Here is a 26,746-nt window from a genome sequence, read left to right as displayed (position 1 = left end):
CAATTGCGTAAATTCTACGCTACAACTACGGGAAAAAATAATGCTGAAGAACGATCAATTAGACAGCTGGGACCGCGACAACTTCTTTCACCCCTCCACCCATCTGGCTCAGCATGCCCGTGGTGAAAGCCCTTCGCGAGTGATCAAAACCGCCAGCGGCGTCCACATCGAAGATCGCGACGGCAACCAGCTGCTGGATGCATTTGCCGGACTTTACTGTGTTAACGTCGGCTATGGCCGCCCGGAAATTTCCGAAGCCATTGCCGCCCAGGCTAAAGAGCTGGCCTATTACCACTCCTATGTGGGCCACGGCACTGAGGCCTCAATCACCCTGTCCAAAATGATCCTGGACCGGGCACCGGCCAATATGTCCAAGGTCTATTTTGGCCTCGGCGGCTCCGACGCCAATGAAACCAACGTCAAACTGATCTGGTATTACAACAACATCCTCGGCCGCCCTAAAAAGAAAAAGATCATTTCGCGTTGGCGCGGTTATCACGGCTCAGGGCTGGTCACTGGCTCGCTCACCGGGTTGGAGCTGTTTCACAAGAAGTTCGACCTGCCACTGGCTCAGGTTATCCACACCGAAGCGCCCTATTACTTCCGCCGCGATGACCTGAACCAGAGCGAAGAGCAGTTTGTCGCCCATTGTGTCGCTGAGTTGGAAGCCATGATTGAACGCGAAGGCGCCGACACCATCGCCGCCTTCATTGGCGAGCCGGTGCTGGGCACCGGTGGCATTGTCCCGCCCCCCGCAGGCTATTGGCCCGCCATTCAGGCGGTTCTGAAAAAACACGACATCCTACTCGTCGCCGATGAAGTGGTAACTGGATTTGGGCGGCTTGGCTCCATGTTTGGCTCTGACCACTATGGTCTGGAGGCCGATATCATTACCATCGCCAAGGGCCTAACCTCGGCCTATGCCCCCCTGTCCGGATCCATCGTCTCTGACAAGGTCTGGAAAGTACTGGAGCAGGGCACCGATGAAAACGGCCCCATCGGCCATGGGTGGACCTATTCCGCACATCCCATTGGCGCCGCAGCCGGGGTGGCCAACCTCAAGCTGATTGACGAACTGAACCTGATCGAGAACGCCAGCTCCACCGGCGCCTACCTGCAGCAGACCATGCGCGAAGCCCTGGGCGATCACCCCCATGTTGGTGACATTCGCGGCGAAGGCATGCTCTGCGCAGTGGAATTTGTTCAGGATCGCGACAGCCGCCGCTTTTTTGACGCCGCAGATAAGATCGGCCCGCAGATCTCTGCGACTCTGCTGGCACAGGACAGTGTCATTGCCCGCGCCATGCCCCAGGGAGACATCCTCGGCTTTGCCCCTCCCTTCTGCCTCAGCCGCAGCGAGGCTGACACTGTGGTCGCCGCCACCAAACGCGCGGTAGAGACAGTCCTCCCCGGCTAAAACCGCTCACCAGAACACCATATCCCATTGAAAACACGCCAGCCCGCAAAGCAACGGGCTGGCTCGACAGCCTATTAGCTTGCCCTGCTGCAAGATGAGATATGACTTGACCAAGCCTTCGGCAAAAAAATGGTGCGACCCTCATTTTTGGGCCTTGTCACCTCCGATTACCAGACATATACGGGTCAACGGAGACGTGGCCGAGTGGTCGAAGGCGCTCCCCTGCTAAGGGAGTAGGCCCGGAAGGGTCTCGAGGGTTCGAATCCCTTCGTCTCCGCCATCACATCTAAGCTATTGATTTGTATGGTTGAAAATGGGTGTGGTACACCCTATTGCGTGGTACATGATGGACCACATGAAGCCCTCACTAAGCGCGTCAGGTATTCAAGAGCCTGACATGCAGTATCTCATCAAGCCCCGAGGGCGGGGGTATTCTCTTCGCATGGTCACTCCAGAAGTGCTGATCGGCACAGGAAATCCTTGGACAGGCAGGAAGTTCGGACGAGAAATCAAACTCGGGCTAAACACCAGAAGCCACGCTGAGGCTATTCGCTTGAGGGATGTTCGTATTGGCCAGATAAGGCAGCTTGAAGCTGATGCCCTTGCTGACACTGGGAAGAAGAGCATTGGTCGTATCATCGACTTGTCTCCTGAAAGTGCTTCTGAGTGGCGGCAGATGCGCAATGAAGCCGAAGACCTTGATGCCTTAGATCACGTTCTCACAGACCAGTTGGACAAGGCTGCCGCAGCTGGACTAGTTGAGCAGGTCAACACCTTCGCCAAGATCGTGTTCAGGGGTGCTGTCCCCTTAGATCAAGCATTGGAGATGTACCTAGAGGAAAGAGCTGAAGGCAATCCGTTTGGCTACGACCCTCTCGCCATCACAACAGCGTTGAATGTCCGCTCATCGGTGAAGTACCTGATAGCGTTCTTGGGAGTTGAGCAGCCTACCTTACACGACGTGACCCCTGACAAGGTGTTCCAGTTCAGAACGGAGTACCTGCCGCTTGTGGTCAAGGTGAAGGCAGGGACGATTGCCAAGCACATGACGTTGCTTCGGGGGATGTGGGCATGGGCCATCGCTGACAAGAAACTGCTCAAGACGAAGAGTGGACGACCAATCCGCAACCCGTGGATCATCGAAGAGAAAGGGACACCCAAGAAGAAAGCGACCAAGAAAAAACCGGAGGACGCAAGGACAGCGTTCACGTCCGAGCAGGTCACTAAGCTGTTCTCTGGGTTCCCGCAGTGGGGCAGCAGGCAAGGAGACCTCTTACGGCTGGCGTTGGCGACCGGATGCCGAGTGGATGAGGTCGGCTCACTCATGCTGAAGCACGTCGAAGAAGACGGCTCCGGCTTTGACGTGATGAAGGGGAAGACAGACAACGCACAGCGGTTCATTCCGCTGGTGGATGACGCCCAGCGCCTTATGACACAGCGTATCAACATGGTCAGGGAGATGCAGACGGGAATACACTTCGCGGAGCAACGGCTTTTCCCAGAGTGGCCCCTGAAGCCTTCTACACAGAAGGTCAACTCAGCTTCGCAGTGGTTCACACGCTACAGGCGCAAAGTGCTGGGCGAAGAGACAAACGGCAAGTTGGCGATGCACTCCTTTAGGCATACGTGGAGGACAACTGCTAGGAGGGCCGGGGTGCCGGAAGATCGTATCTACGAGGTAGGAGGCTGGGAGGGGCCAAGAAATGCTTCGCAAGTGTATGACCACGGCTTAACCAAGGAGCTGCTTAAGGATGTCCAGAGAACGGTCTGGGACGCCTTGAAGGAGGCCGGATACCTTGAGGCGTTCTGATAACCCCCACCATTGAAGCTGCCCCATGACACCAAGGGGTTAGGTTCCACCATCAAACTGAGTTCCACCATTGAAGATAACCAGCAGGTGTTCGGAGTGACGGCTCCGGTGTGACGCCTCGCTGGTCTCTTCGGCTGGTCCGTGGCTTCTGCTTCGGGTTCCCGTGGACGAGGCGTGATAGCTTCGGCGGGATCCTGAGGCAGGGCTTTTGCCATCGCTTAGGTGTGCAACTACTGACTGTGCATTCTGCACAGGCTGGGACCAGCGATTTGGACCCACTGAACCGAAGAGAAACCCAGAAATGACTAAAGAAAAACAAGGGGTTAATCGCCCCAAGCGTATGCGCTTGCCCCTCAGTCAGCTGACAACAGAGCCTGACACGTTCCAGTTCCGCGAGTTTGAGACGGTCGAGGACCACGTGCGCAGCCTGACAGATGCGATCAAGGCGGGACATGTGTTGGACCCAATGACGGTCTGGAAGCGAGGTGAAGCTGATCATGTTGTAGTGGACGGACACCACCGCCACGCAGCCTACATCCGAGCTGGACACACAAAAGCTGTCCCTGTCGTTGTCCACGAATGCAGCGAAACCGACGCTGTACTCTTGGCGCTGAACGAGAACACGAAGACCAAGCTGCCCATGACCAAGACGGAGCGCGACAACGCGGCATGGCGTCTGGTCTGTTCCGACCACAAGCTCTCAAGGGCGCAGACCGTCAAAGCAACGGGCGTCAGCGATGGGACCGTCGCCAAGATGCGACGACATCGAACGGTATTGGACGATCAAGAGGCCGAGCTTCCTGATTCTTGGTGGATGGCAATGCGGGCCGTGAAGGGTATCGAGCAAGAGGAATGGGACGAGGACATGCAAGAGCAGGCGATCGAAACAAGGGCGAAGGCACTGGACGACGCGATAGGCAAAGAGCTTGGGCGTATGGGAAGCCGCCAATGGGAAGCAGTTGCCCGCGTCCTTGAGTGGCGACTGTCAAAGCAGGTGCTGGCTTACGTCGTTGACGAGCTGCGTGAAGACGACGAGGACGAAGAAGACCTCCCGTTCTGAACCGCAGCTTGTTTGAACTGCAAAAATCTCAGCTGCTTACCACATACACGGCAGATGGGCTTTCTCCCCCATGGGGTTGCGCCGAGGGTGTGGGGGCAGACGATTAGGGGGGGGGTGGGCCACCCGCAAGGACAGCCCGCCCTCACCGCGCTCAGCGATGCTCCGTGTGTCTCTCCACAGCCACGACATGAGCTGGTGTCAGGTAGACCCGAAGGCTACCAAGGCAGAGAAGATACTCCCTACCATTGGAGCCGTGCAAGACTTCCCATTCGATGCGGCGTGTGGTGACCGTGTCGCGCTGGGCATAGATGCGGCCAAGGAAGGGAATGGGCAGGTAGAGAATGTCTGTCATGTTTGCGTGTCCGAGTTGGTTTTGACGACGCAAGGCTCTGAAACCAATGCCAACTTGCATAGATCACCTTGCCCTGACGAGTAGCAGTAGGGGACGAGAAAGACTCTGCGACAACCTGACTCAGCTCACGGCCCAATCTCCCTTTGTCCGTTAGGGCATAGGTTAACGTACAAATAGGTCCATGTCCGCAGGGGTGTCCGTAAGGGTTGACATGCATCATCGTACACTATTATCAACGTACATAACCCAATCGGACACATGAGGACAACATGAGCAAGACCATCCTGTACGCACGAGTTTCCACCACGGACCAAACGCTAGACCACCAGAGGGCGCAGGCAGAGGCAGCAGGCTTTGTGATCGACGAGGTGGTGGCGGACCACGGGGTCTCAGGCGTTAGCACGACGCTGCAGGAGCGGCCTGAGGGGAAGCGGCTGTACGACAAGCTCCGCCACGATGACACGCTTGTGGTCCGCTGGGTGGACCGACTGGGCCGCAACTACCAAGATGTTACGGACACGATCCGCCACTTCATGCGGCAGGGTGTCGTGGTGAAGACGGTAATCAATGGGCTGACATTCGACGGGGCCACACGGGACCCCATGCAGGAAGCCGTACGCGACGCTCTGATAGCTTTCATGGCCGCGACGGCACAGGCGCAGGCAGAGGCCACGAAGGAGGCTCAGAAGGCGGGTATAGCGGCTGCAAAGCAGGACGACACCAAGTACCGAGGCAAGAAGCCCAGCTATGACCGAGAGACGCTAGGTGTTGTCGTGGACATGCTGGGCAGTGGAGCGGGTGCATCGGAGATAGCTAAGGCAACAGGGCTGACACGCCAAACCGTATTACGCATCCGAAAGGACCCTGCGTCGGCTGAAGAAGCCTTAGCCAGATGGGCATTGTAGCCCGCGCTGCATGGAAGGGCGGAATGGCCCTTGCAATCACTCACCTTTTCCATTTATCTCGCATTTGTGTTTCACGCCAAAGATGAAAAGGAAACGAAAACAATGGCTAGAGTAGTGACGGTCTTGGGTTGGGTGCTTCTCGCAGGAGGGGGCGCATTGGTGCTGCTCGGCCTTGCGGGCATCGCAGTGAAGGAAGGGCTTTGGGCGGCACTTCAGATGCTCAGCCCGTTCAATGTATCCAACTTCATCGTAACGGCTATCACCCTTGCTCCCGGCATAGCTTTGATCACTTGGGGGCAGAAACTCAAGGAAAAGCAACGGACACAAAGCAGCTAGGAGCGGGAACATGTGGAAGTGGATAGGAAGGGTCTTGGTCGTGGCTGTAGTCGCGTTTGTCGGCTACGGAGCATACGACTACTACCGAGCTGACTTGCATACACGACCGGACATGCCGCCGGGAGCCTTCTCGATCTCGTACAAGAACGGCTTGAGGGCCATACTGGTAGGGGTGCCGAACGAGAAAGAGACCCGTCGCTACTTTGGCTACACGGCAGACGTCCCGTTCTACATCGAAGACGCGTGGGCTTTCTGCACACCTCCTGAGGGGAATGAGAAGCAGGAAGCGGAGAAGTTCATCAAGGAACACAGCGGACCCGGTGAGCGGTTCGAAGTCGTATGCCGAGTGGAGGTGGACGACGAAACTGTGATCCGTGGTTTCATCACTTCGGTTCCCCGGCTTTGACGTCTGGTCGTTCGGGTAGATTGCAATGGATGTTTGTGTGGTCCATCTTGAACTTAAGCGCGTTGTGTACCACAAAGTGCATGTAAGTGTCTGAAACTATTGAGGCTGTTCGAAATGAGATCGTCTCCCTTCGTCTCCGCCATCATACCTATTTCTATTATTATCAATGAGTTAGGTGTTGGCATTGACCAACATTGACAAACAACATTGACCAATTAAAATTCAGTTCAAACATCCGATTGCTGAAATACCAAAGGGCCGTCAGTGTAGCGGCGCATTACTTAAGCAACCGTACGGAGGTAGCATTGGTAAAGAACTATCTGATTGGGGGGCTTGTATGTCTTGTCGCCGCCTTAATCATTGGCATTAAACCTATTCAGAAAGGTTTAAACGAGGCAATCAATCAAGGCACTTTGAAAGGTGCAGAGAATTGCGTTGCTTATTCTCGCAGCGACTTGATCTCTCCAGAGGCGATTAAGGCAACCTGTGTATCGACTTTTCAAAAGCGTCTCTATGGACGCGACCATGCTGTAGGCCGTGCAGGGCCGCGTGGTGATCTGCGCTCAATCGGCTGGGGTGGTGAGCTGGAGAACAAAACACCAGACTACGTAACAACTTGGATACGTGTGGTTGTAGGTATTGTCGATGCAGACGGGAACGAAAAGGAGTTCACCGCTGAAACTCAGATTTGGATAGACCCCTTGGGTAAAGCTGAGTTCCACGTGGACCTGCCTGAGCTTGATAGCGACCAGCTCGATGATCTTGAGTTTTGTGACAACGATGACGCGGCCCCACATGACTGCATAAGATGGGGCATTACTGATGTGATGGGGCTTGCAGTCTAGGGGCCAAAAAGAACTGATACACCCCAGCGCGTTCGTCTGCATGAATATCGGTGTCGCGCTGCTTATGCGCGCCGCTCAAGTCGCTCTATGGTCCGCTTGACCTGCGATGCTTGCCATTCACCGCCACGGGCCGTTCGCACCCCCGCTCGGTTCAACTCCGCAGCAATCTCCCTGAGGCTCTTCCCGGCTTCCCGCAGCGGCTGAATTAGGCCAGCCACGTTTTGTGCGCGTTCAGCGGCCTTACGCTGGACCTCTTGGTTCCGCTTCATGGTCTTGTCACGGGCACCGCCCAGCTTCACGCCACGGGCCTTGGCTTCCTTGAGTGCTGCCTTGGTCCTGATCGAGATGAACTCCCGCTCCTGCTCAGCCAATGCGGCGTAGATATGAAGCTGGAACTTGTCCGCCTGTGGCATAGCTGCCACGCGAAGCTGCACCTTCCGGTCATCCAGAAGGGAAGAGATAAAGGACACCTTACGGGACAGGCGGTCGAGCTTGGCAACGAGTAGTTCAGCGCCATGCTTGCGGGCCATGTCGAGGGCCTTGGTCAGCTCTGGCCTACGGTCATCGGAGCCTGATGCCACCTCAGTGAACTCAGCAACCACTTCAAAGGGCTGATCGCTGTAACCTTCGAGAAACAGGCGGATGTCCCTGTCCTGCGCCTCAAGGCCCAGCCCAGACTTGCCCTGCTCATCGGTCGATACCCGGCGATAGATCACATAGCGCTTCATTCTGCCCAGCTCCTTCTGCTTGTGAGAGGAGATAAGGCAGAGTGTTGCAAATGTCAAAGGACGTTGTGAGTGTTACAGAAAGGGGAACCGTTGACCGCCACGCTGCCGCTGGATACGCTGACGATATTTACAGGCGAGGTATTCATGTTCAGGAAGCTGTTACGCCCCTATCCAATCACAGCGATTTCCACCTTTGTACTCCCCGTGCTGATACATCAGTCAACGCCGCCATGGCCCGGCAATCTTATCGCCAGCGTGACGTTCATCGTACTAGCAGTTGCGGCATTGGCTCTTGAGCGGCAGGGAAAGGCGGACTGAGCCCCCCCCTCCCCACCGGGGGAGTTTTTGCGGCCTACTATATGATTTCACCGGCACGAATTTTTGCACAAAAATATTTGGAGGTGCCCGGTCTCCCGGATACCTCCTTCTTGTTGGGGATGACAGGCGGCGCTCTACTTCCGCCCGGTCAACCACTCCTTGATTTCATTGCTTGATGTCATGCCAGAACAAGCTGGTCTGTGTGGCTTCCCGCGTTCGGGCCGCTTTCGCCTCACCTTCGCGGGCACGTTCGGCCTCGGCCTTAGCAGTCGCCTCTTCCAGCTTCTTTTGCTGCGCCCGGTAGGCCGCATGTTTCGCCTGCATTTGAGCCGCTACATCAGCCGCTGAGGGCCAGCCAAAGGTGGTAACTTGGCCCTGCTGGTTTGCCTTGGGGTCAGCCATGGCGCGACACCTTCACAAGCCCGCGCTGAACCGCTTCGGCCCACGGAACAACACCCATGCCGGGAATGTTGATCGAGACCACGCCACCGTCAAAACTTGGCTCTAGGCCAGCGTCTAGCAAAGCCTGAGGGAAGTCCTGGGATTTCCATGCTTCAGTGGCCTCATCGGTGCTCATAGCGGTCCATGCTGCGGCGTCTGCCTTGGCTGCGAGGTCTTGGAAGGCGGCGGTGCTGCCGGTCTTAAGCATCTCACTCGCCGCCGCATTGAAGGCTTGTCGGTTGTCTTGCCACAGCTCTTGCAGCTCAGCCTCATCCATGCCGGTAGCGGCGGTAACTTTGGCGGCGTAGGCATCGCGAACAGCGCTCAATTCCTCTGCACTTTGCCCGCCTTCAAGCATCAGGTAATCCATCGTCTTCTCGGAGAACTGGCCCTCATTCAGGTCAGCTTCGATAGAAGAGATTGTGGAGGGTGATACGCGCGACAGCACGTCATTGGTGAAGCTATCTGCCACGCTCTCAGGGGCCTCCACAGCGCCTTCACGGGCAGCGTGAGGGTTTACCTGCGGGTCAGCGTTATGGCCGCTCTCAGGGGCATTGAGCAGGCCCCGTGAGGGGTCCATGATAAGCCCATCGCGGACAGCCTGAGCGACCTTTACGCGCATACCGCCTATCTCGACCAGATCATTCGGGCGGGGATTGCCGCCGGGGACCGGGAGGCCCGCTTCGGTGCTGAAGGTCAGGCCGGTGGAGGGGTCTGCGATTGGACGCGCGGTGTGCTCTACGCCGCCGCTGCGGGTCATGCCGTGGCCGCTAGTAACCTCAAGAGAACCTCCGCCAACCGTTGCGATGAAGCCCATTGGGCCAGATGCGAGGTTGCTGCCAGAGGGGTTTGCGGGGTCTACGTTGTGTCGATATTCCATGATGTTGTCCATTCTTTCGGGATTTTGGGGGATAGAGCTCTGCGCTCTGGGGGAGCACCTTCAGCCGCCGTTCCGGTCAAACAGAACAACCCGATTTGTCTGAAGGATTAGGGGAACCGGAAAAGACGGAAGGGACTGCGCCTGTCGTCAGCTTCAGGTGCTCCGCCAGAGGGCAGAGAGCGGCACCCGTAGAGGGAACCGCAAGGGGATAGAGCGGGGCCAGTGAAGGCCCCTGCTGGGTCATTTGAGGGTCAGCGTCCCGTTCCACTTGGCCGGGGTGCGCTTAGGGAATAGCGGGATGTATTCCTCCCGCGCCGTGCGCCTGCCAGCATTGAAGCTGCGGTTGCTGTAAGACGGGTCGCCGTCGATCTCGACAACCCTCAGGTCCATTCCGTTGAAACTGTAGGTGGCCACTGCGGGGTTGTTGGGGGCACCGCCAGTTCTGAGCTATAGGTGCACCTTTACACTTAGTAAGGGTGCTCCCCTTGTCCCATGCTCAGAACATGGGTCTTCCCGCGAATAGCTTCCACCACGTAGATTAGTGCAGGTGACCACTGTGGGGGTGCTGGGCGGCATGAATGGCCTCCCCGGTGGTGAACCTGCCGGGGGCCGTTAGGGCAGCGTAACAGCCTCCACACAGGCCCTCTTTTGGCCCTGAGATGCCTGCCGCGCGTAGACGCCAAAGGTCACGTCCTGTTTGTCTGGGCGGTGGCCGATCACGTCAGCGATGGTTTCCTTGGACTGTCCCGCATGGCGCGCCTTGGTGGTGAACCAGCGCCGCGCAGAATGGAAGTTGACAAGTGAACGCCTCACGCCCTCTCGGCTATCAGCAACTCCAACCGCCTCACGCCACCTTTTGAACCTCTTGCCAAAGGTGTCAGAAGGATTGCTTGCACTTGCCAGCTCATCGAACAGCATATCCTGCGGTCCTTTGCCCGCTAGACGCTTCCGAACCATAGCCGCAAGGGCACTGTGAACGGGAACCTTACGCGCAGCGGCGGCGGTCTTGCCATGCTGGATGTCGAAGAATAGCTCTCCGCCTTCCTCCACAACCTCTTGCACCCACAAGGTGACAATCTCAGCTTGGCGCATACCCGATAGCAATGAGGTCAACAGAACGTCCTTCATTACCTGTGCGTCAGCGGCCTTGAAGGGGTATTCTGCGGTGATGAGGGTTTTGACCTCATCGTCAGTGAACGGCCTTTCCTCGGCGCTCTGCGCGCCTCTTTCGACACGCTTTCCCTTCTTCTCTATGGCTTGATCGTTCCAAGGCCAGCCGGAGTTTACAGCTTCCCCTGCGGGTGGTGTGACGTGCCCCCTGCGGGCAAGGTAAATCCAATACTGGCGCAATGCCGAGAGGTGCTTGCCTTGTGTGACGTGGTGTTTCCCGTCCAGAAACTCAGCAGCGTATTGCCCCGCCAAACGCCTATCTACCCTGTCCAGCGTTTTCCCCTTCTCGCGGCACCAACGGGCAAACATCATGATAATCCCACGCCGCTCATTGGTGGTCTTAGGGGCCAGCTCTGCGAGGGTCAGATAGGTCTCAAGGTGGTGCTCGACCTCTACTTTACCCGCCATTGCATCCTCGAAGGCTTTGCGCTGGGCGGGCCGCATGGCTTCTGCTTCGGCTTCTGCTGCGGTGATGATGAGATGGCGCTCATCGGTATCCTCTGAAGCGTCCAGAGCGGCGCGTGTGACGGTGCCCCTATCGGCTGGGGACAGGGCTGCACTCCTTACGCCACTGCTATCCCCCCAGCCATCAAGAGCGAGGGAGAGCCTACGGCTTGTCTTGATTTCATCGAACTGGGCGCTTGTGGCGCGCTCGATTTCATCGCGCCTCCGCTTGGCCTCTGCAATGTCAGAGGTACGCAGATTGATGAGGATAAACTTTGGCCCGCCGGTCACCTTACGGACAGCCTGAGGGATGCCCTGACGGTACCACCAGACGTTTCCCCTGAGGGAGAGTAAGCGCTCCGAGCGGTTGGATTTTACTGCCATATCAGCACCTCATTGACCAACGCCATTGACCAATTGCTAGTCTGGAAGCATATGATATTCAACGATTAAAATGGCTTAGGGGTCGTTGGTGGAGCTTCCCTTCGTCTCCGCCACCATACCTTTTTGCTGGCATTGAACGGGTCGCCTTGCACGGCCTTTTTCATTTATTTCCCTCTACTTACTCGCTTCATTCTTTTTGTTGGATTTCTTTCGATCTCCCCCATATGCTTTCCATGAGTGGTATAAAATGTGGTATGTTGTATGGCGGCACTCACTGGAAAGCTGACGAAGAAGCTGGTTGAGAACCTCGGACCGGGGCGGCATGGTGACGGCAACGGGCTTTATCTTGTGGTAGACCTCTCGGGCGCACGCCGCTGGATCGTTCGGGTTGTCGTCAAAGGACAAAAGAACAAAAAGGGCGGACCTCTGCGGACTGATTTCGGGCTAGGCGGGGCCGATATTATCTCGCTGCACCAAGCCCGTGATCGCGCCTTGGAATATCGGCGGATGGCGAAACAGGGACTAAACCCACGCTTCAATGCCCAGCGCGAAATCCCGACCTTCGAAGAAATTGCGCAACAAGTGCATATTGATCGGATGCCGACCTGGAAAAACGCCAAACATGGGCAGCAATGGATCAACACTCTGCGCGATTATGCCTTCCCCAAGATCGGGCGAATGCCAGTCGATAGCATTGACCAGCCCGAAATTCTCATGTGCCTCTCGCCTATCTGGACAGAAAAACACGAAACGGCACGGCGGCTGGCACAACGGGTCAAGACCGTACTGGACGTAGCAAAGTCAAAAGGCCTTCGATCTGGTGAAAACCCTGTAACAGCAATCAAAGATGCTGGCGTCTTGCCAAAGGTCGTCAAAAAGCCAAAACACCATAAAGCTATGCGCTGGCAAGACATCCCCGCATTCTATTCTGACCTCTCCGAACGCAACGCGATGGCCGCAAAGGCCCTGATGTTCACCTGCCTGACTGGATCACGCACTGGCGAGGTGCTTGGGATGCGTTGGACCGAACTGGATTTTGAAGCACGGCTTTGGACCTGCCCTGCGGCGCGAATGAAAACCGGCGATGACCACCGCGTGCCGCTGACTGATGAAATGCTAGAGATCATCGAACCACTAAAGGCAATGGAATCTGATTTTGTGTTTGAAGGGCAGAAACGACATAGGCCTCTATCCAATATGGCGATGCTGATGCTGTTGCGCCGTATGGACGTCGAAGATGCCACCGTCCACGGGTTCAGATCTACGTTCCGCGACTGGGCCTCAGAAGTAGCCAATGCCTCACGTGAAGTCGCAGAAATGAGCCTTGCGCATAAAGTAGGCTCTGGACCTGTCACGGTTTGATGCCGCTCCTTTGATAGCATTTACTGCAACAAAGGAGATGAACTATGGGACTGAAACGGACAGACGAATTTCGACAAGATGCGGTGCGCATCGCATTAACCAGTGGGCTGACGCGTAAGCAGGTGGCTGACGATCTGGGTGTTGGCATGTCGACGTTGAACAAATGGATCACTGCACACCGAGACACAGACGTGGTTTCCAAAGAGGATTTGAGCCTGGCTCAAGAGAATGATCGACTTCGACGGGAGAACCGGCTCCTGAAGGAGGAGAGGGAGATCTTAAAAAAAGCCACCCAGTTCTTTGCGGGCCTAAAGCAATGAGATTTAGGTTTGTCGAAGAACACAGGGGCAGCTTTCCAGCCGCCCGGTTGTGCGAGGTCGTCGGTGTCAGCGCACGCGGGTTACGCGCATTCCGCAGTCGCCCAGCCAGTCGTAGGCAGCGATCTGATCTGGTCACGCTGGCTCATATCAAAGAGCAGTCGCGGCTTAGTTTGGGGAGCTATGGCCGCCCACGAATGACCGAAGAGTTGAAGGAGATCGGTTTGAACGTGGGCCACCGTCGTGTTGGCAGGTTGATGCGCCAGAACGGGATATCTGTTGTCAGAACACGCAAACACAAGGTCACGACAGACAGTGACCACAAGTTCAATATCGCGCCGAACTTGCTGGATCGAAACTTCTCAGCTGACCTGCCAAATCAAAAGTGGGCGGGGGATATCAGCTATGTCTGGACCCGCGAAGGCTGGCTGTATCTGGCCGTGATCCTCGATCTGCATTCAAGGCGTGTTATCGGCTGGGCCGTGAGCAATCGGATGAAACGCGACTTGGCGATCCGGGCGTTGAATATGGCCATCGCGTTCCGGCAGCCGCCCAAAGGCTGCATCCATCATACGGATCGCGGGTCGCAATATTGTTCCCATGACTACCAGAAAATCCTGCGCCAGAACGGCTTCAAAGTATCGATGAGCGGTAAGGGTAATTGTTACGACAACGCCGCCGTCGAGACGTTCTTCAAGACCATCAAAGCTGAACTGATCTGGCGGCATCCTTGGGAGACCCGTCGGAAGGCTGAAATGGCGATCTTCGAATACATAAACGGGTTCTACAATCCACGCCGCCGTCACTCAGCACTGGGCTGGAAAAGCCCTGTCGCCTTCGAACGAAAGGTGGCTTAAACGAGCACTTGGGGCGGCACTAAAACGCGACAGGTCCAATTCGGACCTAAATATGACTGAGAAGTCCGACTTCCGCACCCTATGCCAAAAAGGGCACAGGTCAAAGCTCCACTTTTTGACACCTACTCCGATTTCGGATCCACAAACCTCTGCGGGTTTTGCAGAGCGTAGTCCAAGACAATGAGCCTTGCTCAGCCTTGATGCCAATCTTCGACACCACTTCACCATCGCGAGCCCACTCTAGGGCACGACAGATTTTTCCCCACTCATGCACCGCGATTGTCACGCGAACCGTTAAGAGCTGTGGGTGACTGCAGCCAGCCCTTCTACGACATTCGTGCTGGGTGCAGCATAGCGCGGCATATGGGTCACCAGGCCGGAGTGCCGACATTCGCTGCTAGTGCAAGCCATAGACATTTCGCCTAGTTAGCGACCTTTCAAGGGCGTTAAGTTCTCTATCCTTGATCTCACCTCAGACACTAGACAGTGAGGCACGAACCACCAATGATGTCTCGATCAAAATACTGTTTTGCTTCTTCGCTGCATTGACTAGATTGATAAGCAATTTGGCAGCCTCCTTGCCCATTCGCCGGTGCGGGACATGAACAGTGGTCAGCGCTGGCGATGAGATTTTCGCGATCTCAATATCGTCAAATCCAGTCACCGAAATATCGTTAGGGACGCTCAATCCGAGCTCCTGTGCTTTGGCGATAGCTCCAACAGCAAGAACATCATTGCCGCACATAACTACTGATGGCCGAACCGTCTGGCGCAAGAGCTGTTCCAGCGCAGCACCTCCTTCGTCTATCCCGTATTCGGCTTCAACGATCGACAACTCCGTTTTAGGAATGCCTGCTTCCATCATGGAGGCATAAATCCCCCTTAGACGCTCACTGGCCCTGTCGTTGCCCTGAGGGCTGGCGGTGATTGTTGAAAGGCGACGATGACCCATGCTGATCACCCTGTCCGCCAAAGCCTTCATTGCTGAGAAATTGTCAAAGCCAACTGTTGGAACCTTGGCATTCGGATCAAAGACCCAGGCGACAACAACTGGGACATTTTGACGTTTGAGAAACTCATAAATCTTTGGGTCTCGATGCAACCCGATCAACAGAATCCCGTCGGCACCGCGAGAAACCAGGGTGCGGATTTGTTCTTCCTCTAGATCAGTGCTATACGAGGAGGACGCGACCAAAAGAGTTACCCCGCTGCGTCCCAGTTCCTCTTGAAATGACTGTAGGCCGCGCGCAAAAATGGCGTTTTCCATCGTTGGAATGATCGCACCAATGGTGTTGGTACGTTTGGCCGCCAGAGCACGCGCGTTAAAATTTGGAGCGTATCCCAATTTGAGAACGGCATCCTCGACCTTTTTACGCGTTCTTTCGACAACCTGGTCTGGTGAGTTCAGACAGCGGGACACTGTGGCTGTCGAGACACCAGCCAGCCCTGCCACATCAGCCAGGGTTGGGGTTCGGCCCATATTATTGTGGTCAGTCGTCATTTTGGCTCAGTATCGCATTTCTGAGATTTTTACACCCCATCTCAAAGCCTAAGTGTCTAGGTTGGTTGCCGTCAATGTAAGGGCTTGCATAATCGCCATGTAAGCGCTTACATTGATTTTGCGAATCGAGCCTTTCGCTGTTTGCCCGGAGAAACCAATGCTCTTGATCCTAACTCTTTGTCTGTTTGCCCTGTTCGGAACAAATGTGGCTTTGGGGTCGCTGGGTATGGGAGGGTTCCTGGGGGATGTGTCCGAAATGCTATTTTTGCTCGCTGCCTCGATCTCATTTGTCGCAGCAATCTTGCAAAGAGAAGCGGCTGAAAAAATTGCCAAAGAGCAACAGCGCTGAACTGTCCATCGGGAGGAAAACATGGACCGGAACAACAAAGAACTTGCCTCGGCGTCACGCCGGAATTTTCTAAAACTGGCCGGGACGGGCAGCTTTACAGCAGCATTGGTCGCTGGGGCAGCTGGTACGCTTTGGTCTACAGAGGCCGTTGCGCAGACGAATAAAGAAGAACGCGAGCGCGAGAAGGCAGCTGATCACATTATGACCTTGGCCACGGCCTATGTGTTAGGAGCATCACGCAGCTATCCGATCATGCAACTGGATCTCAAAGAGAACATTCAAAACGCCACCAATGGAAAGGTTTACGTGAAACTGGCTCCGGGTGGGCAGTTGGGTGCTGGCGGGGCGTTGGTGCAAAAAGTTCAAGGCGGAACCATTCAGGCAGCTCAGCATTCGCTTTCCAATTTTGCACCCTTCGCCTCTACGGTTGATCTAATCAACATGCCTTATCTGTGCGGTTCCAATCAGCGCTTTACCAACCTAGTGAACTCTAACCATTGGAAAACCGAAGTCCACCCCAAGGTCGAAGCCGCTGGGTTTAAGGCGCTGTTCTATGTGAACATTGACCCCCGTGTAGTGGCTGTCCGCAAAGGTGGGGCCGGTGCAGTCTTGTCTCCCGGAGATCTGAGCGGCGTAAAATTCCGGGTCCCCGGATCCAAGATGCTGCAGCAATACTACCGCCTTGTGGGGGCGAACCCAACTCCGGTGGCCTGGGGCGAGACACCCTCGGCGATCAAACAGGGTGTGGCAGATGCGCTCGACCCTTCAGTTGGCGCGCTTTACGTCTTTGGCTTCAAAGACATCCTCAGCCATGTGACCTTCACCCAAGCCGTGCCTGACAGCCAAGTTTATTCTTGCAATCTGGAATGGTTCAACAACCTGCCTGCAGAGGTACAAGAGGGCGTTATGTGGGGCTCTGAAATGACCGCACATCAGAACCTTTCCAAAGTCCCATCCGCGCGGTCCTATGCGATGTCTGAATTGGCTAAATCTGGCGTGGAATTCCATTCTCTTAGTGATGATCAACTGGCGGAATGGCAGGCGGCAGGTGGTTATCAGCGACCTGAATGGGATGAGTTCAAAAAAGAACTCGCAGGATCCATGGATGCGTTTGCAAAGCTGGAAGAGGCCGCCGGTACGCAAGGAAAGTACTTCGTCCACGACGCCTAAATCACTCCCTTGGGGGCCCGCATTGGGCTCCCACTTTTTCCCACAACCGGCGTTGGTGAAGACCCCGACCCTTTGCGCAATAGCCGTCGAGGCCTGTTATGTCATTTCTGAGAAATATTGATGAGAACGCCGAGCGCTGGCTCCTCTTGGTCTTCTACGTGATGCTTGTCGTCACCATGGCAATCGAAGTGCTGCGGCGCGAGGTTTTCTCATATTCTTCGATATGGGGCGAAGAAATCGTCCGGTATTCCTTTATCTATCTAGCCTGGATCGGCGCCGCCGCTGCGGTAAAAGAACGGGCCCATATCCGTATTGACGTCTTGCTGCATTACCTCGGAAATCGTCCCAAGGCGATTGTCTATATCTTTGGTGATCTGGTGATGTTCGCAGTAGCTTTGGTGGCGCTGTACTGGTCCTTCGAAACCGTTTTGGTCTCGGCCAAATTTGGCTCCGTAACGGATGGCCTCCGGATCTCAAAAGTCTGGTTCCTTGCGGCAGTTCCCTTGGGTTTCTCTTTGATGATTTTCCGGCTTTCGCAATCCCTTTTGCGGGACCTCAGATCTCTTCGTAACGGCACTCCCGTCTACGAAGGCGACAAGCTGTTTGATTGAGGGACGACACAATGCTCTGGAACAATCTTCAACAAACGGTCGAACTCGGCTGGGACTTTTATCTGCCTGTTCTGCTTTTCGTCGGGCTGATCGCAATGGCCGTGCCGGTCTGGGCCTCTATCGGAGCCGCGGCAATCTTGATGCTGGTTATGTCAGGGGATTTGCCGCTCAGCCTTGTAGGTGAGAGCCTGTTCACCGGCATCGACGCCTTTGCATTGACTGCCGTTCCTCTGTTTATCCTGACCGGAGACGTGTTGGTACGCACTGGTCTAAGTCGAAAATTCCTGAATGTCGCCGAGGCGCTGACCTGTTGGGCCAAAGGTGGCTTTGGGTCGGCCACAGTTCTCGTATGCGGTATGTTTGCGGCAATCTCTGGCTCTGACGCAGCAGGTGCAGCTGCTGTTGGGAGGATGACGATCGCCCGCCTTGTCGAAAGTGGCTACCCGCGTCCCTATGCCTGCGCCCTGGTGGCAGCAGGGGCCTGCACCGGCATCCTCATCCCGCCCTCCATCGCCTATATAATCATCGGTCTTGTGTTGGGCATTTCTGCATCAACCCTGTTTCTGGCGGCTCTGATCCCAGGTTTGGCCATCCTGGTCTCAATCCTTGTGACCAATATCGTGGTGAACCGGGTCTACGGATATGAAGGGGGCAGCAACATAAGCATAGGCGAGTGGTTCACGAACCTCCGCCGGGCGCTGGCCTCGGACTGGTATGCATTCATTGTGCCCGGCATCATTTTCTACGGCATCTTTTCCGGCCGCCTGACCCCCACGGAAGCAGGCGCAACTGCAGTCGTCGTCACCATCATCATGGGGTTCCTACTCGGCACGTTAAAACTGGCAGACTTCCCGGCAATGCTCGTGAGTTCAGCAAAGGTGAACGGGATCATTTTGCCGATCATTGCATTTTCTGCGCCTTTAGCGGAGGCCCTTGCGATCATGGGGGTGCCACAGGGGTTTGTGACCGCAGTAACTTCGTTGACCGAAGATCCCTATGTGCTGATCTTGCTGATGATCGGCATATTGATAGCCGCTGGCTGTGTGATGGAGACCACACCGAATATCGTGATCCTCGCACCGATCCTTAAGCCTTTGGCCGACAACATCGGTATGAATGAGATTCAATTTTGTATCATGATGATCACTGCACTGGGTGTCGGTTTTATCACACCACCGCTTGGACTTAATCTCTTTGTCGTGTCCGGGATCACTGGTGAATCGATCCTCAAGATTGCCGCGCGCGCAGTCCCCTTTGTCTTCTTTATGCTCTTGGTTGTCCTGTTGATCGCCTATGTGCCCGCGATTTCAACAACCCTGCTTCCCGATATCTACAAATAGGATCCAAAAATGGCTCGTGAATACCTCAAAAGAGCAACCTTGACGTCGAAATCCGATGCGTCGGATGTGCATGACACAGTCGTAAAGATCCTGTCTGACATCGAGACAGGCGGCGATGCCGCTGCATTGGACTATGCGGCCAAGTTCGACAAATACAACGGCAGTGTCTTGCTGTCAGCGGAAGAGATCGAAGCGGCCTGCGCCTTGGTTCCAGACAAGCTGAAGGCTGACATCCAGTTCGCCCACGACAATGTTAAGCGGTTCGCAGAGAAACAGAAATCCACTGTCGCAGATGTGGAATACGAGATCGTTCCGGGGCTTGTCGCAGGTCAAAAGGCAATACCTGTGGATGCTGCCGGGTGTTACGCGCCCGGAGGACGCTACAGCCATGTGGCCAGCGCAATTATGACAGTGACGACTGCTAAAGTCGCAGGCTGCAAGCATATCACGTGCTGTTCTCCACCTCGTCCCGGCATTGGGATTGCACCGGCAATAGTCTATGCCGCGCATATCTGCGGGGCAGACAAGATCATGGCCATGGGCGGCGTACAGGGCGTGGCGGCAATGACCTTTGGTTTGTTTGGTCTGCCCAAGGCCAATATTCTGGTTGGACCCGGCAACCAGTTTGTGGCGGAAGCAAAGCGCATCCTCTTTGGTCGGGTTGGTATCGACATGATCGCTGGACCCACAGATAGCCTCATCTTGGCGGATAAAACTGCTGACCCGCATATCGTTGCCACCGATCTCGTTAGTCAGGCAGAACACGGCTACAACTCACCCGTCTGGTTGGTCACGGATGATCGGGACCTAGCCCAAGACGTTATGTCCCGTGTACCAGAGCTGATTGACGATTTACCCCAGGTGAACCGTGAGAATGCCACGGCAGCCTGGCGCGACTATGCTGAGGTCATCGTCTGTGCGGATCGCGAGGAGATGGCCGCGACGTCAGACGATTACGCTCCCGAACATCTGACGGTTCAGGCTGACGATCTGGATTGGTGGCTAAACCGTCTGACATGCTATGGCTCACTGTTTCTTGGTGAAGAAACGACGGTGTCTTATGGCGACAAGGCAGCAGGGACCAACCATGTATTACCCACCTCTGGTGCGGCCAACTACACTGGGGGCCTGTCTGTCCACAAGTATATGAAAATCGTTACTTGGCAGCGAGCCACGCGCGAAGGCTCCAAACCGGTAGCCGAAGCCACAGCGCGAATTTCCCGGCTGGAAGGCATGGAAGGACATGCCCGTGCTGCCGACGTGCGGTTGGCGAAATACTTCCCAGATGAAACTTTTGATCTGACCGCAAATGGCTGAGCTGCAAAATCTGTTTTCTGTGCGCGGCAAAGTCGCCTGCGTGACCGGAGCCAGTTCGGGGCTAGGTCGTCAAGCAGCTACGGTTCTGGCTCAGGCTGGCGCACGTGTGATCGGCGTGGCCCGCCGATCGGATGCGCTGGCTGATTGGCGGGCAAACGCTGACGGTGACACCGCAGCGATCACATTCGATGTTTCCGACCGTGACAAATTGGCGGACCTGGCGGATGAGCTGATTAAACCCTTCGGTGCCCCGGATATCTTGGTTCATGCAGCCGGGATCAACACCCGACAAGCCGCCGATGACGTCACCCCGGAAGGCTGGGATGCCACTTTGAGTTTAAATCTTACGGCCCCATTTTTTCTGAGCCAACATCTGGTACCGTCGATGATGGACAAGGGCTGGGGTCGGATTATAAACTTCGCGTCACTACAGACCACGCGGGCCTTCCCCGGTGGTATTGCCTATGGGGCCAGCAAAGCAGGGATCGGACAATTGACCCGCGCGATGGCAGAGGCTTGGTCGCCATTTGGCATTACTGCCAACGCAATAGGTCCCGGCTTCTTTCAGACTGAACTGACAGCGGCTGTTTTTAAAGACCCCACACGTGCGGCCGGCAATGCGGCTCAGACCTGTATTGGTCGTAACGGTGAGCTAGAGGATTTGGACGGACCACTTCTCTTCTTGTGTTCTGATGCCTCGGCCTATGTGACTGGTCAGGTTTTGATGGTGGATGGGGGTTTTACAGCAAAATGAAGGCTTTAGTTTATCTAGGTCCCGAAAAGCTGAGGTATCAAGATGTTCAGAAACCTGCGCTTGAGCTGGGAAGCCAGCTGATAAGAATTGCCTATGTGGGGATCTGCGGGTCGGACATGCATGCCTATCTTGGCCATGACAATCGTCGCCCCGCGCCTTTGATCCTTGGCCACGAAGTTTCAGGAGTTATTGAGGGCGGAGCGCGCAATGGTGAGCGGGTAACAGTAAATCCTCTGGTGACTTGCGGTACATGTGATGCCTGCACGGAGGGCCGTGACAACCTTTGCCCAGAGCGGCAAATTATCTCCATGCCGCCGCGCGAAGGTGGATTTGCCGATCTGGTTGCAATACCAAACAGAAACCTGGTGACGGTTCCGGAAGACATTGCGCTTTCAAAAGCGGCTCTAGCCGAGCCCATCGCCTGTGGATGGCATACAGTGAAACTGTCCTTGGCTACCCTCTCTGGCTCCTGCAGCACGGCTCTGGTTTTGGGCGGCGGCGCCATTGGGCTGGGCGCAGCGTTGAGCCTGAAAGCGCAGGGGGTTGATAGCGTCACAATCGTCGAACCAAATCCGCTTCGACGCGCTTACCTGGCTGATGTCTGCGCACAGTCTGTCCTGGCTGTCGCGCCGGATAGTGATCTGTTCGATCTCGTCATAGATGGTGTCGGATATGCCGCAACACGGGCCACCGCATCTTCCTGCGTTCGTCCCGGCGGGGTGATCGGACATATCGGATTGGGAGAGGATGGCGGCGGTTTGGATATTCGCCGGATGACCCTACAGGAAATCACCTTTATCGGTACCTATACCTACACCGCCAAAGATTTTGAACAGACTGCACAGGCCATTTTTGATGGACGCCTTGGGTCTCTGGATTGGACCGAAATCAGACCGCTTGCGGATGGCGCAAACGCCTTTTCGGACATTCGCAGCGATGTTGTTGCTGCACCGAAGGTTCTTTTGCAACCTGAAACCGCGCCGGAAAGGAGCTAACCCGTGTATGACAAGATAATCCTCGCCCTGTCTCTGGAACATGGATTTGCCGAACAGGCAATTGAGACAGCACAACGCCTAGGTGGCAAAAGCGCTGAAATCATTGCCCTGCATGTCTACGAGCCGCTCAGCGGATCTGTCAGCACCTACCTCGACGACGATCTCGTTCAAAAGGCTTACAATGACGCCAAGCGCATGTTGGCGGCACGGGTCAATGGGGTCGCAAACGTAAAGCCTGTGATCCTCAAAGGGCATTCAAGTCGCACCATCACGGCTTATGCCGCTGAGATAGGCGCCGATGCAATCATTGTTGGTTCCCATAAACCTGGCTTGCGAGACTATTTTCTGGGCACCACCGCCGCCCGAATTGTTCGCCAAGCATCATGCGCGGTCATTGTACTGCGTTGATTTTTCACCCCCAAAGGAGACCCCCTTTTGTCTATCAACACAAAACTTGTTGATGATCTGGTCGCAAATGACATCAGTTTCGTCACGACAGTCCCATGTAAGCAATTAGCAGGCGTCATCGACGAGATCGAAGCCCGCCCAGGTGTTCTTCACGTCCCCTCAAACAAAGAAGACGAGGGCATGGGGTTGTGTGCAGGGGCCTGGATGGGAGGAAAGCGACCTGCCATCATCATGCAAAACACCGCCATCGGCGTAACCATCAATACGCTTGCCACCCTGATCCAGTACTACCGGATGCCCCTGCCTATGCTGATCTCATATCGCGGTGAGCTGCGAGAACCCGTCGCCTGCCAGGTTGAAATGGCCGTTCACACCAAGGCGTTGCTCGCCCAGATGAATATCCCAACTTATCATTTTCACAAGCAATCCGATGCGGATGAATTCGACAACATCCTAAAGTACACATTCATGTGCAACAAGCCGGTCGCAATTCTGACCGATGCCAATTTCTGGGGAGGCTACGGCGACCAATGATCCGTTCTGATATTCTGAAAGACATTGCCCCCATTCTGCGCGACCAACTGGTGGTCTGCAACATTGGCCTGCCAAGCCAGGAGCTGCATATGATCGACGATCAGCCAAGCACCTTTTACATGCTCGGCACCATGGGCCTTTCATCCTCAATCGGATTTGGGCTGGCATTGGCTCAAGACAAAAAGGTGATTTCTATCGACGGGGATGGCTCGGTTCTGACCAATTTTGGCACTCTACCGACGATAGCCAATAACGCCCGAGACAACTATATCCTCTTGATCATCGACAATGGCAGCTATGGATCGACTGGCGATCAGCCAACCTATGCGGGGAAAAAGACCTCCCTCGCAGCTGTAGCCCGTGCCTGTGGCTGCGAAAACGTCGTTGAAGTGGCTGCCGAAGATACCGGAAAAGCTCTGCAGGAGGCCATCAAGGGCAACCAGATGACAATCATCGTAGCCAAATGCAAAAGCGGAAATATACCGGTGCCGGTGATCACCATGGATCCAGTGGTGATCCGAGACAGGTTTATGAAAACAGTGCGGGCCTAGGGCACCACATGCTGTTTGACACTGGTATTCACTCATCTGCGGATGCGCGCCGATTGGCGCGCAAACGTCTACCTTGGATGGTATTTGACTATATAGACGGAGCGGCGGGGCAAGAGCATGGTGCAGCTTTGAACCAAAGAGCGCTGCAGGATATCAGGCTTACGCCACGTGTCCTATGCAATGTGGCTCAGCGCGACCTGTCAGTGACCCAATTTGACAGGTTGATGTTGCGCCCTTTTGGCGTCAGCCCAATGGGCATGTGTAACCTCGCCGCTCCTGGGGCTGATCTGATGCTGGCCAAAATCGCCCGAGAATACCGGGTGCCACATGGGGTATCGACAGTGGCGTCTACCGACCTCGAGACCCTCCACAAGGCGTCCGGCGGCACCGCTTGGTTCCAGTTGTATTTCAGTGGCGACGGCAGCGGCACGATGAAGCTTGTAGAACGCGCTAAAATGGCCGGTTATGGGACATTGATCTTAACGCTAGATGTTCCTGAAGTCGGGCGACGTCCACGTGAGTTGCGCCATGGTTTCAAGATGCCGTTTCGCATCGGACCTCGGCAGTTTTTGGATTTCGCAATGCATCCGGGTTGGTCTCTGTCATCGCTTGCAAAGGGCAGCCCCAAATTGGCTAACTTTGATGGCAAGAACTACATCTTTGACCGCACAGAAAGCCGCGCAGCAGCAGATTGGGCATATCTTGATGTCCTACGTCAGGCTTGGCCCGGCCAACTGGTTGTCAAAGGCGTCCTAAACCCAGAGGACGCCTTGCGACTACGCGATGCTGGCGTCGACGCAATTCAGGTTTCCAGCCATGGATGCCGCCAACTGGAAAGCGCACCACCTGCGATCTTTGCCCTGCGAAAAATTCGCGAAACATTAGGTCCAGAGTTTCCACTTTTCTTCGATTCTGGCATTCGCACAGGCGAAGATATCGTCAAAGCCTATGTGATGGGGGCAGATTTTGTTTTCCTCGGCCGAATCTTGTTATTTGCAATCGCAGCAGGCGGCATCGAAGGACTGCGGGCGCTCTGGGATATTCTAAGCCAAGAAGTCAGTCTTGCAATGGCTCAACTGGGTGTCACAACCATCGCAGAATTGAAGAATGCCTATCACTTATGGCCTCCAGAAAACGCCGGCGAACAGCTGATCACACCAGTAACATAGGATCGTGGCCACGAAGAAATTCACGCGAATGTCTCAAACACCAAAACGCGGCTTTGGCCTTCGTGAACCCTTCATCTTTCAAAACCAGCGACTTCGCCCGACCAGAGGAATTCTCGAACAGACCCTTTGAACAGAGGCGGTCAGTGACTGCCCAGTCAATCCCTTTCCTGTCCCGTCAATCATCATGCAACGTTTGGCTCAGAATGGCGAATTCTGGCTACATCCCGTCGCCGTCGCCCTGCTCCATTTGTTCATTTTGGCGGCTTTTTTTGTGATCATACCAATAGAAAAACTCTTTTTAAAAAAATCACTGCAGGAAAGCTGCTGATCTGCATGAATGCCCGGAATGACGGGCCGCACTGCAGCAATACAGATCACCAGTCAATGTCGACATTGGACCGCTTGTGAAGGCGGCCCATGCCTTTAGATTTCGATGGATTCGGCGATAGCCAGTGCCTCCTCAAGCACAACGCCGAGGTATCGGACAGTGCTGTCCATCTTGGTGTGGCCTACCAAGAGCTGAACAGAGCGAAGGTTGCCTGTCGTCTAGTAAATCTGGATAACCTTGGTGCGTCGCATCGAGAGCGTGCCGTAGGTGCTGCCCTCCCAGCCAAAGGTATTCCGGCCCGACCATAAGCAGCTCCCGCATCCACCTTGCCAACGAAGCACGGGTGCCTTCGGAGCTTTCAAAGCGCACAGGTTTCTGGGGCTTGCTTTGCAGAACCGATGCGCGCTCCTTGATTTGACCTGATGCCATGACATCGACGACCTTCAGCTTCATCAAGTCGCAGCCACGCTAGCTTGCTGTCAATGGCAAGATTGAAGAAAGCCAGATCACGGTGGTCTTCGGCCAGCATATCCACGCGCGACACTAACAGCCACCCGGTGAGCAGGCCGGCAAATCGCACATCGCACGCCACGGCCGGGATCATTTGAAGTTGGTGCATGGCAAACTCCTGTGTCGGCGGCCGTCAGGCGACGGCCTTGGTATGTTGTCGGGCCGAGCGGATCTTCTGCAGCGTCTGCGGTTGGTTCGCCCATTGTCCAGCCCAGACCGAACCAAGAACGATCACGGCGCCGAGGAACTGAACCAGCGACAGCGACTGGCCCAGCCAGACCCAGCCAAGAACCACTGCGGTCACCGGGCTCATCATGCCCAGCATGGCAACGGCTCCAGGCTCGATCCGCGCCACGCCCCGGAACCAAAGCGCATAGGTTGCCGCGGCCCCAATGAGACCAAGCCATACCAGCCCGGCGAGGTTGGTTGCCGTCAGGGACGGTAACGGCGGTTCGGTGATCAACGCCAATCGCAAGAGGATCAGGCCACCCGCCGTCAACTGCCAGGCGGTGAAGCTGAGAGCAGACACCGGTGGTTGCCATTTTCGGCTAAGCACGGTGCCTGCTGCCATCGAGGCGGCTCCGCCGACACCGGCGGCGATGCCGATTGGGTCCAGACGCGCCTCGGGACTGACCAGAAGCAATGCAACGCCAAGTACCCCTACCGCTGCGGCGATCACCGCACAGGCCCGGATCGGTGTGCCCAGCCAGCCGCGCGCCATGAAAATCACGATCATCGCCTGCAATGACCCCAAGGTCGCCGCCACGCCGCCCGGCAGCCGGTAGGCAGCCACGAAAAGCAGCACCCAGAACAGCGCGAAGTTGAAGCTACCCAAGAGAAAGGTTCGCCCCAGCCAGGCGCGTGGTGGCAGGCAACGTGTCACTGCCAAAAGCAGCAGTCCGGCGGGCAGTGCGCGCAACGCAGCCAGCGTGATTGGGTAGCCCTCCGGCAGGGCTTCGGTGGTGACCAGGTAAGTGCTGCCCCAGACAGCTGGCGCAAGGGCGGTCAGGAAGATGTCAGTCGAGCGGGACATAGCGATGCTCCTTTTTGGCGGATTACCACAGGGTGTGGATTTTCAGCTGCAGACGCTAGGGACATAGGGGCAGCCCCATATCCCGGCGCAGGTGAGGTTACAGATCGCAGCGCGAAGGGTGCGGCAACCGCAATGGTTTGAACA

29 protein-coding genes, 1 tRNA gene and 1 pseudogene are annotated in these 26,746 nt (G+C 55.7%); 22 read left to right on the top strand and 9 right to left on the bottom strand.

The window, feature by feature from the left end; translation table 11 throughout:
* Positions 1-40: 40 nt before the first annotated feature.
* The 4 genes from MED193_RS16665 (at position 41) to MED193_RS16650 (ending at position 4,287) form a co-directional block, all read left to right on the top strand.
* Positions 41-1,417, top strand: coding sequence for an aspartate aminotransferase family protein (locus MED193_RS16665; RefSeq protein ID WP_009810923.1), 1,377 nt, complete (start codon positions 41-43; stop codon positions 1,415-1,417).
* Between the two features lie 190 nt (positions 1,418-1,607).
* Positions 1,608-1,697, top strand: a tRNA-Ser gene (locus MED193_RS16660).
* A 117-nt stretch (positions 1,698-1,814) separates the two neighbouring features.
* Entirely contained in the window at positions 1,815-3,227 is a 1,413-nt protein-coding gene (locus tag MED193_RS16655) for a tyrosine-type recombinase/integrase (protein ID WP_198133865.1), read from the top strand.
* 301 nt (positions 3,228-3,528) lie between these two features.
* Positions 3,529-4,287 (top strand): ParB N-terminal domain-containing protein, encoded by a 759-nt coding sequence (locus tag MED193_RS16650; protein ID WP_009810921.1) that lies wholly within the window; start codon positions 3,529-3,531, stop codon positions 4,285-4,287.
* Positions 4,288-4,438: 151 nt separating this feature from the next.
* Here the strand turns inward: MED193_RS16650 and MED193_RS22975 are convergent, their stop codons facing one another.
* Positions 4,439-4,639 carry a hypothetical protein gene (locus tag MED193_RS22975; protein WP_157041395.1) on the bottom strand — a complete coding sequence of 67 codons (201 nt, stop codon included), beginning with the start codon at positions 4,637-4,639 and terminating at the stop codon, positions 4,439-4,441.
* A 269-nt stretch (positions 4,640-4,908) separates the two neighbouring features.
* Between MED193_RS22975 and MED193_RS16640 the strand changes: the two genes are divergently transcribed.
* From MED193_RS16640 to MED193_RS16625, 4 genes are all read left to right on the top strand, one after another.
* Complete coding sequence (locus MED193_RS16640; protein ID WP_009810920.1) at positions 4,909-5,544, top strand: recombinase family protein; 636 nt, start codon at positions 4,909-4,911, stop codon at positions 5,542-5,544.
* 30 nt (positions 5,545-5,574) lie between these two features.
* Positions 5,575-5,880: a hypothetical protein gene (locus MED193_RS16635; protein ID WP_009810919.1), complete on the top strand. Its 306-nt coding sequence runs from the start codon at positions 5,575-5,577 to the stop codon at positions 5,878-5,880.
* Positions 5,881-5,890: 10 nt separating this feature from the next.
* Positions 5,891-6,286: a hypothetical protein gene (locus MED193_RS16630; protein WP_009810918.1), complete on the top strand. Its 396-nt coding sequence runs from the start codon at positions 5,891-5,893 to the stop codon at positions 6,284-6,286.
* A gap of 305 nt (positions 6,287-6,591) precedes the next feature.
* Positions 6,592-7,131, top strand: coding sequence for a hypothetical protein (locus MED193_RS16625; protein ID WP_009810917.1), 540 nt, complete (start codon positions 6,592-6,594; stop codon positions 7,129-7,131).
* A gap of 62 nt (positions 7,132-7,193) precedes the next feature.
* Here the strand turns inward: MED193_RS16625 and MED193_RS16620 are convergent, their stop codons facing one another.
* A complete protein-coding gene (locus MED193_RS16620; protein ID WP_009810916.1) occupies positions 7,194-7,859 on the bottom strand; it encodes a recombinase family protein in 666 nt (221 codons plus the stop codon).
* A gap of 90 nt (positions 7,860-7,949) precedes the next feature.
* On the opposite strand from MED193_RS16620, the gene MED193_RS16615 reads away from it, so the two are divergent.
* A complete protein-coding gene (locus MED193_RS16615) occupies positions 7,950-8,177 on the top strand; it encodes a hypothetical protein (RefSeq protein ID WP_157041393.1) in 228 nt (75 codons plus the stop codon).
* A gap of 165 nt (positions 8,178-8,342) precedes the next feature.
* On the opposite strand, the gene MED193_RS16610 is transcribed toward MED193_RS16615, so the two are convergent.
* From MED193_RS16610 to MED193_RS16600, 3 genes are all read right to left on the bottom strand, one after another.
* Positions 8,343-8,579: a hypothetical protein gene (locus tag MED193_RS16610; RefSeq protein WP_009810914.1), complete on the bottom strand. Its 237-nt coding sequence runs from the start codon at positions 8,577-8,579 to the stop codon at positions 8,343-8,345.
* A complete protein-coding gene (locus MED193_RS16605; protein WP_039966290.1) occupies positions 8,572-9,498 on the bottom strand; it encodes a hypothetical protein in 927 nt (308 codons plus the stop codon). Before MED193_RS16605 ends, MED193_RS16610 begins: the two co-directional genes overlap by 8 nt.
* Before the next feature lie 612 nt (positions 9,499-10,110).
* Positions 10,111-11,496 carry a tyrosine-type recombinase/integrase gene (locus MED193_RS16600; RefSeq protein ID WP_009810911.1) on the bottom strand — a complete coding sequence of 462 codons (1,386 nt, stop codon included), beginning with the start codon at positions 11,494-11,496 and terminating at the stop codon, positions 10,111-10,113.
* Positions 11,497-11,757: 261 nt separating this feature from the next.
* Here MED193_RS16600 and MED193_RS16595 point away from each other — a divergent pair, with 261 nt between their 5' ends.
* Both MED193_RS16595 and MED193_RS16585 read left to right on the top strand, forming a co-directional pair.
* On the top strand, positions 11,758-12,858 hold the full coding sequence (locus MED193_RS16595; protein ID WP_009810910.1) for a site-specific integrase: 1,101 nt from the start codon (positions 11,758-11,760) through the stop codon (positions 12,856-12,858).
* 44 nt (positions 12,859-12,902) lie between these two features.
* Positions 12,903-14,032 (top strand): IS3-like element ISRosp1 family transposase gene (locus MED193_RS16585; RefSeq protein ID WP_085978289.1). Its coding sequence is split into 2 segments (ribosomal slippage): positions 12,903-13,134 and positions 13,134-14,032, totalling 1,131 coding nucleotides; the frame shifts between segments, so codons are not numbered across the junction.
* A 472-nt stretch (positions 14,033-14,504) separates the two neighbouring features.
* Here MED193_RS16585 and MED193_RS16580 read toward each other — a convergent pair.
* Positions 14,505-15,512, bottom strand: coding sequence for a LacI family DNA-binding transcriptional regulator (locus MED193_RS16580; RefSeq protein ID WP_009810909.1), 1,008 nt, complete (start codon positions 15,510-15,512; stop codon positions 14,505-14,507).
* A gap of 178 nt (positions 15,513-15,690) precedes the next feature.
* On the opposite strand from MED193_RS16580, the gene MED193_RS16575 reads away from it, so the two are divergent.
* From MED193_RS16575 to MED193_RS16525, 11 genes are all read left to right on the top strand, one after another.
* Entirely contained in the window at positions 15,691-15,882 is a 192-nt protein-coding gene (locus MED193_RS16575; RefSeq protein WP_009810908.1) for a hypothetical protein, read from the top strand.
* A 21-nt stretch (positions 15,883-15,903) separates the two neighbouring features.
* On the top strand, positions 15,904-17,052 hold the full coding sequence (locus MED193_RS16570) for a TRAP transporter substrate-binding protein (RefSeq protein ID WP_009810907.1): 1,149 nt from the start codon (positions 15,904-15,906) through the stop codon (positions 17,050-17,052).
* 98 nt (positions 17,053-17,150) lie between these two features.
* Entirely contained in the window at positions 17,151-17,663 is a 513-nt protein-coding gene (locus tag MED193_RS16565; protein WP_009810906.1) for a TRAP transporter small permease, read from the top strand.
* An 11-nt stretch (positions 17,664-17,674) separates the two neighbouring features.
* On the top strand, positions 17,675-19,003 hold the full coding sequence (locus tag MED193_RS16560; protein WP_009810905.1) for a TRAP transporter large permease: 1,329 nt from the start codon (positions 17,675-17,677) through the stop codon (positions 19,001-19,003).
* Between the two features lie 9 nt (positions 19,004-19,012).
* On the top strand, positions 19,013-20,320 hold the full coding sequence (gene hisD, locus MED193_RS16555; protein WP_009810904.1) for a histidinol dehydrogenase: 1,308 nt from the start codon (positions 19,013-19,015) through the stop codon (positions 20,318-20,320).
* Complete coding sequence (locus tag MED193_RS16550) at positions 20,313-21,074, top strand: SDR family NAD(P)-dependent oxidoreductase (RefSeq protein ID WP_009810903.1); 762 nt, start codon at positions 20,313-20,315, stop codon at positions 21,072-21,074. The genes hisD and MED193_RS16550 overlap by 8 nt, the downstream gene beginning before the upstream one ends.
* On the top strand, positions 21,071-22,069 hold the full coding sequence (locus tag MED193_RS16545; RefSeq protein ID WP_009810902.1) for an alcohol dehydrogenase catalytic domain-containing protein: 999 nt from the start codon (positions 21,071-21,073) through the stop codon (positions 22,067-22,069). Before MED193_RS16550 ends, MED193_RS16545 begins: the two co-directional genes overlap by 4 nt.
* Positions 22,070-22,072: 3 nt before the next feature.
* Positions 22,073-22,477, top strand: a complete 405-nt coding sequence (locus MED193_RS16540) for a universal stress protein (protein ID WP_009810901.1) — start codon at positions 22,073-22,075, stop codon at positions 22,475-22,477.
* A 27-nt stretch (positions 22,478-22,504) separates the two neighbouring features.
* Positions 22,505-23,011, top strand: a complete 507-nt coding sequence (locus MED193_RS16535; protein ID WP_009810900.1) for a Sulfopyruvate decarboxylase subunit alpha — start codon at positions 22,505-22,507, stop codon at positions 23,009-23,011.
* Complete coding sequence (comE, locus tag MED193_RS16530; RefSeq protein ID WP_009810899.1) at positions 23,008-23,562, top strand: sulfopyruvate decarboxylase subunit beta; 555 nt, start codon at positions 23,008-23,010, stop codon at positions 23,560-23,562. The genes MED193_RS16535 and comE overlap by 4 nt, the downstream gene beginning before the upstream one ends.
* Positions 23,563-23,570: 8 nt before the next feature.
* Positions 23,571-24,731, top strand: a complete 1,161-nt coding sequence (locus MED193_RS16525) for an alpha-hydroxy acid oxidase (protein ID WP_009810898.1) — start codon at positions 23,571-23,573, stop codon at positions 24,729-24,731.
* Here MED193_RS16525 and MED193_RS23405 read toward each other — a convergent pair.
* The 3 genes and pseudogenes from MED193_RS23405 to MED193_RS16515 form a co-directional block, all read right to left on the bottom strand.
* Positions 24,715-24,891 (bottom strand): DUF6429 family protein, encoded by a 177-nt coding sequence (locus MED193_RS23405; RefSeq protein ID WP_368072278.1) that lies wholly within the window; start codon positions 24,889-24,891, stop codon positions 24,715-24,717. The genes MED193_RS16525 and MED193_RS23405 overlap by 17 nt on opposite strands.
* A gap of 263 nt (positions 24,892-25,154) precedes the next feature.
* Positions 25,155-25,588 (bottom strand): annotated as a pseudogene (locus MED193_RS22630) (integrase).
* Positions 25,589-25,702: 114 nt separating this feature from the next.
* Positions 25,703-26,602, bottom strand: a complete 900-nt coding sequence (locus MED193_RS16515) for an EamA family transporter (RefSeq protein WP_009810895.1) — start codon at positions 26,600-26,602, stop codon at positions 25,703-25,705.
* Positions 26,603-26,746 lie beyond the last annotated feature (144 nt).

It is taken from the genome of Roseobacter sp. MED193 (assembly GCF_000152965.1).
In the GTDB taxonomy this organism is placed as follows: Bacteria; Pseudomonadota; Alphaproteobacteria; order Rhodobacterales; family Rhodobacteraceae; genus Pseudophaeobacter.
This window is presented reverse-complemented; position numbering and strand designations above follow the sequence as displayed.

Coding starts and splice junctions, on each gene's coding strand:
- MED193_RS16665 (WP_009810923.1), top strand. CDS start 41: ATGCTGAAGAACGATCAATTAGACAGCTGGGACCGCGACAACTTCTTT.
- MED193_RS16655 (WP_198133865.1), top strand. CDS start 1,815: ATGCAGTATCTCATCAAGCCCCGAGGGCGGGGGTATTCTCTTCGCATG.
- MED193_RS16650 (WP_009810921.1), top strand. CDS start 3,529: ATGACTAAAGAAAAACAAGGGGTTAATCGCCCCAAGCGTATGCGCTTG.
- MED193_RS22975 (WP_157041395.1), bottom strand. CDS start 4,639: ATGACAGACATTCTCTACCTGCCCATTCCCTTCCTTGGCCGCATCTAT.
- MED193_RS16640 (WP_009810920.1), top strand. CDS start 4,909: ATGAGCAAGACCATCCTGTACGCACGAGTTTCCACCACGGACCAAACG.
- MED193_RS16630 (WP_009810918.1), top strand. CDS start 5,891: ATGTGGAAGTGGATAGGAAGGGTCTTGGTCGTGGCTGTAGTCGCGTTT.
- MED193_RS16620 (WP_009810916.1), bottom strand. CDS start 7,859: ATGAAGCGCTATGTGATCTATCGCCGGGTATCGACCGATGAGCAGGGC.
- MED193_RS16610 (WP_009810914.1), bottom strand. CDS start 8,579: ATGGCTGACCCCAAGGCAAACCAGCAGGGCCAAGTTACCACCTTTGGC.
- MED193_RS16605 (WP_039966290.1), bottom strand. CDS start 9,498: ATGGAATATCGACACAACGTAGACCCCGCAAACCCCTCTGGCAGCAAC.
- MED193_RS16600 (WP_009810911.1), bottom strand. CDS start 11,496: ATGGCAGTAAAATCCAACCGCTCGGAGCGCTTACTCTCCCTCAGGGGA.
- MED193_RS16595 (WP_009810910.1), top strand. CDS start 11,758: ATGGCGGCACTCACTGGAAAGCTGACGAAGAAGCTGGTTGAGAACCTC.
- MED193_RS16580 (WP_009810909.1), bottom strand. CDS start 15,512: ATGGGCCGAACCCCAACCCTGGCTGATGTGGCAGGGCTGGCTGGTGTC.
- MED193_RS16575 (WP_009810908.1), top strand. CDS start 15,691: ATGCTCTTGATCCTAACTCTTTGTCTGTTTGCCCTGTTCGGAACAAAT.
- MED193_RS16570 (WP_009810907.1), top strand. CDS start 15,904: ATGGACCGGAACAACAAAGAACTTGCCTCGGCGTCACGCCGGAATTTT.
- MED193_RS16565 (WP_009810906.1), top strand. CDS start 17,151: ATGTCATTTCTGAGAAATATTGATGAGAACGCCGAGCGCTGGCTCCTC.
- MED193_RS16560 (WP_009810905.1), top strand. CDS start 17,675: ATGCTCTGGAACAATCTTCAACAAACGGTCGAACTCGGCTGGGACTTT.
- hisD (WP_009810904.1), top strand. CDS start 19,013: ATGGCTCGTGAATACCTCAAAAGAGCAACCTTGACGTCGAAATCCGAT.
- MED193_RS16550 (WP_009810903.1), top strand. CDS start 20,313: ATGGCTGAGCTGCAAAATCTGTTTTCTGTGCGCGGCAAAGTCGCCTGC.
- MED193_RS16545 (WP_009810902.1), top strand. CDS start 21,071: ATGAAGGCTTTAGTTTATCTAGGTCCCGAAAAGCTGAGGTATCAAGAT.
- comE (WP_009810899.1), top strand. CDS start 23,008: ATGATCCGTTCTGATATTCTGAAAGACATTGCCCCCATTCTGCGCGAC.
- MED193_RS16525 (WP_009810898.1), top strand. CDS start 23,571: ATGCTGTTTGACACTGGTATTCACTCATCTGCGGATGCGCGCCGATTG.
- MED193_RS16515 (WP_009810895.1), bottom strand. CDS start 26,602: ATGTCCCGCTCGACTGACATCTTCCTGACCGCCCTTGCGCCAGCTGTC.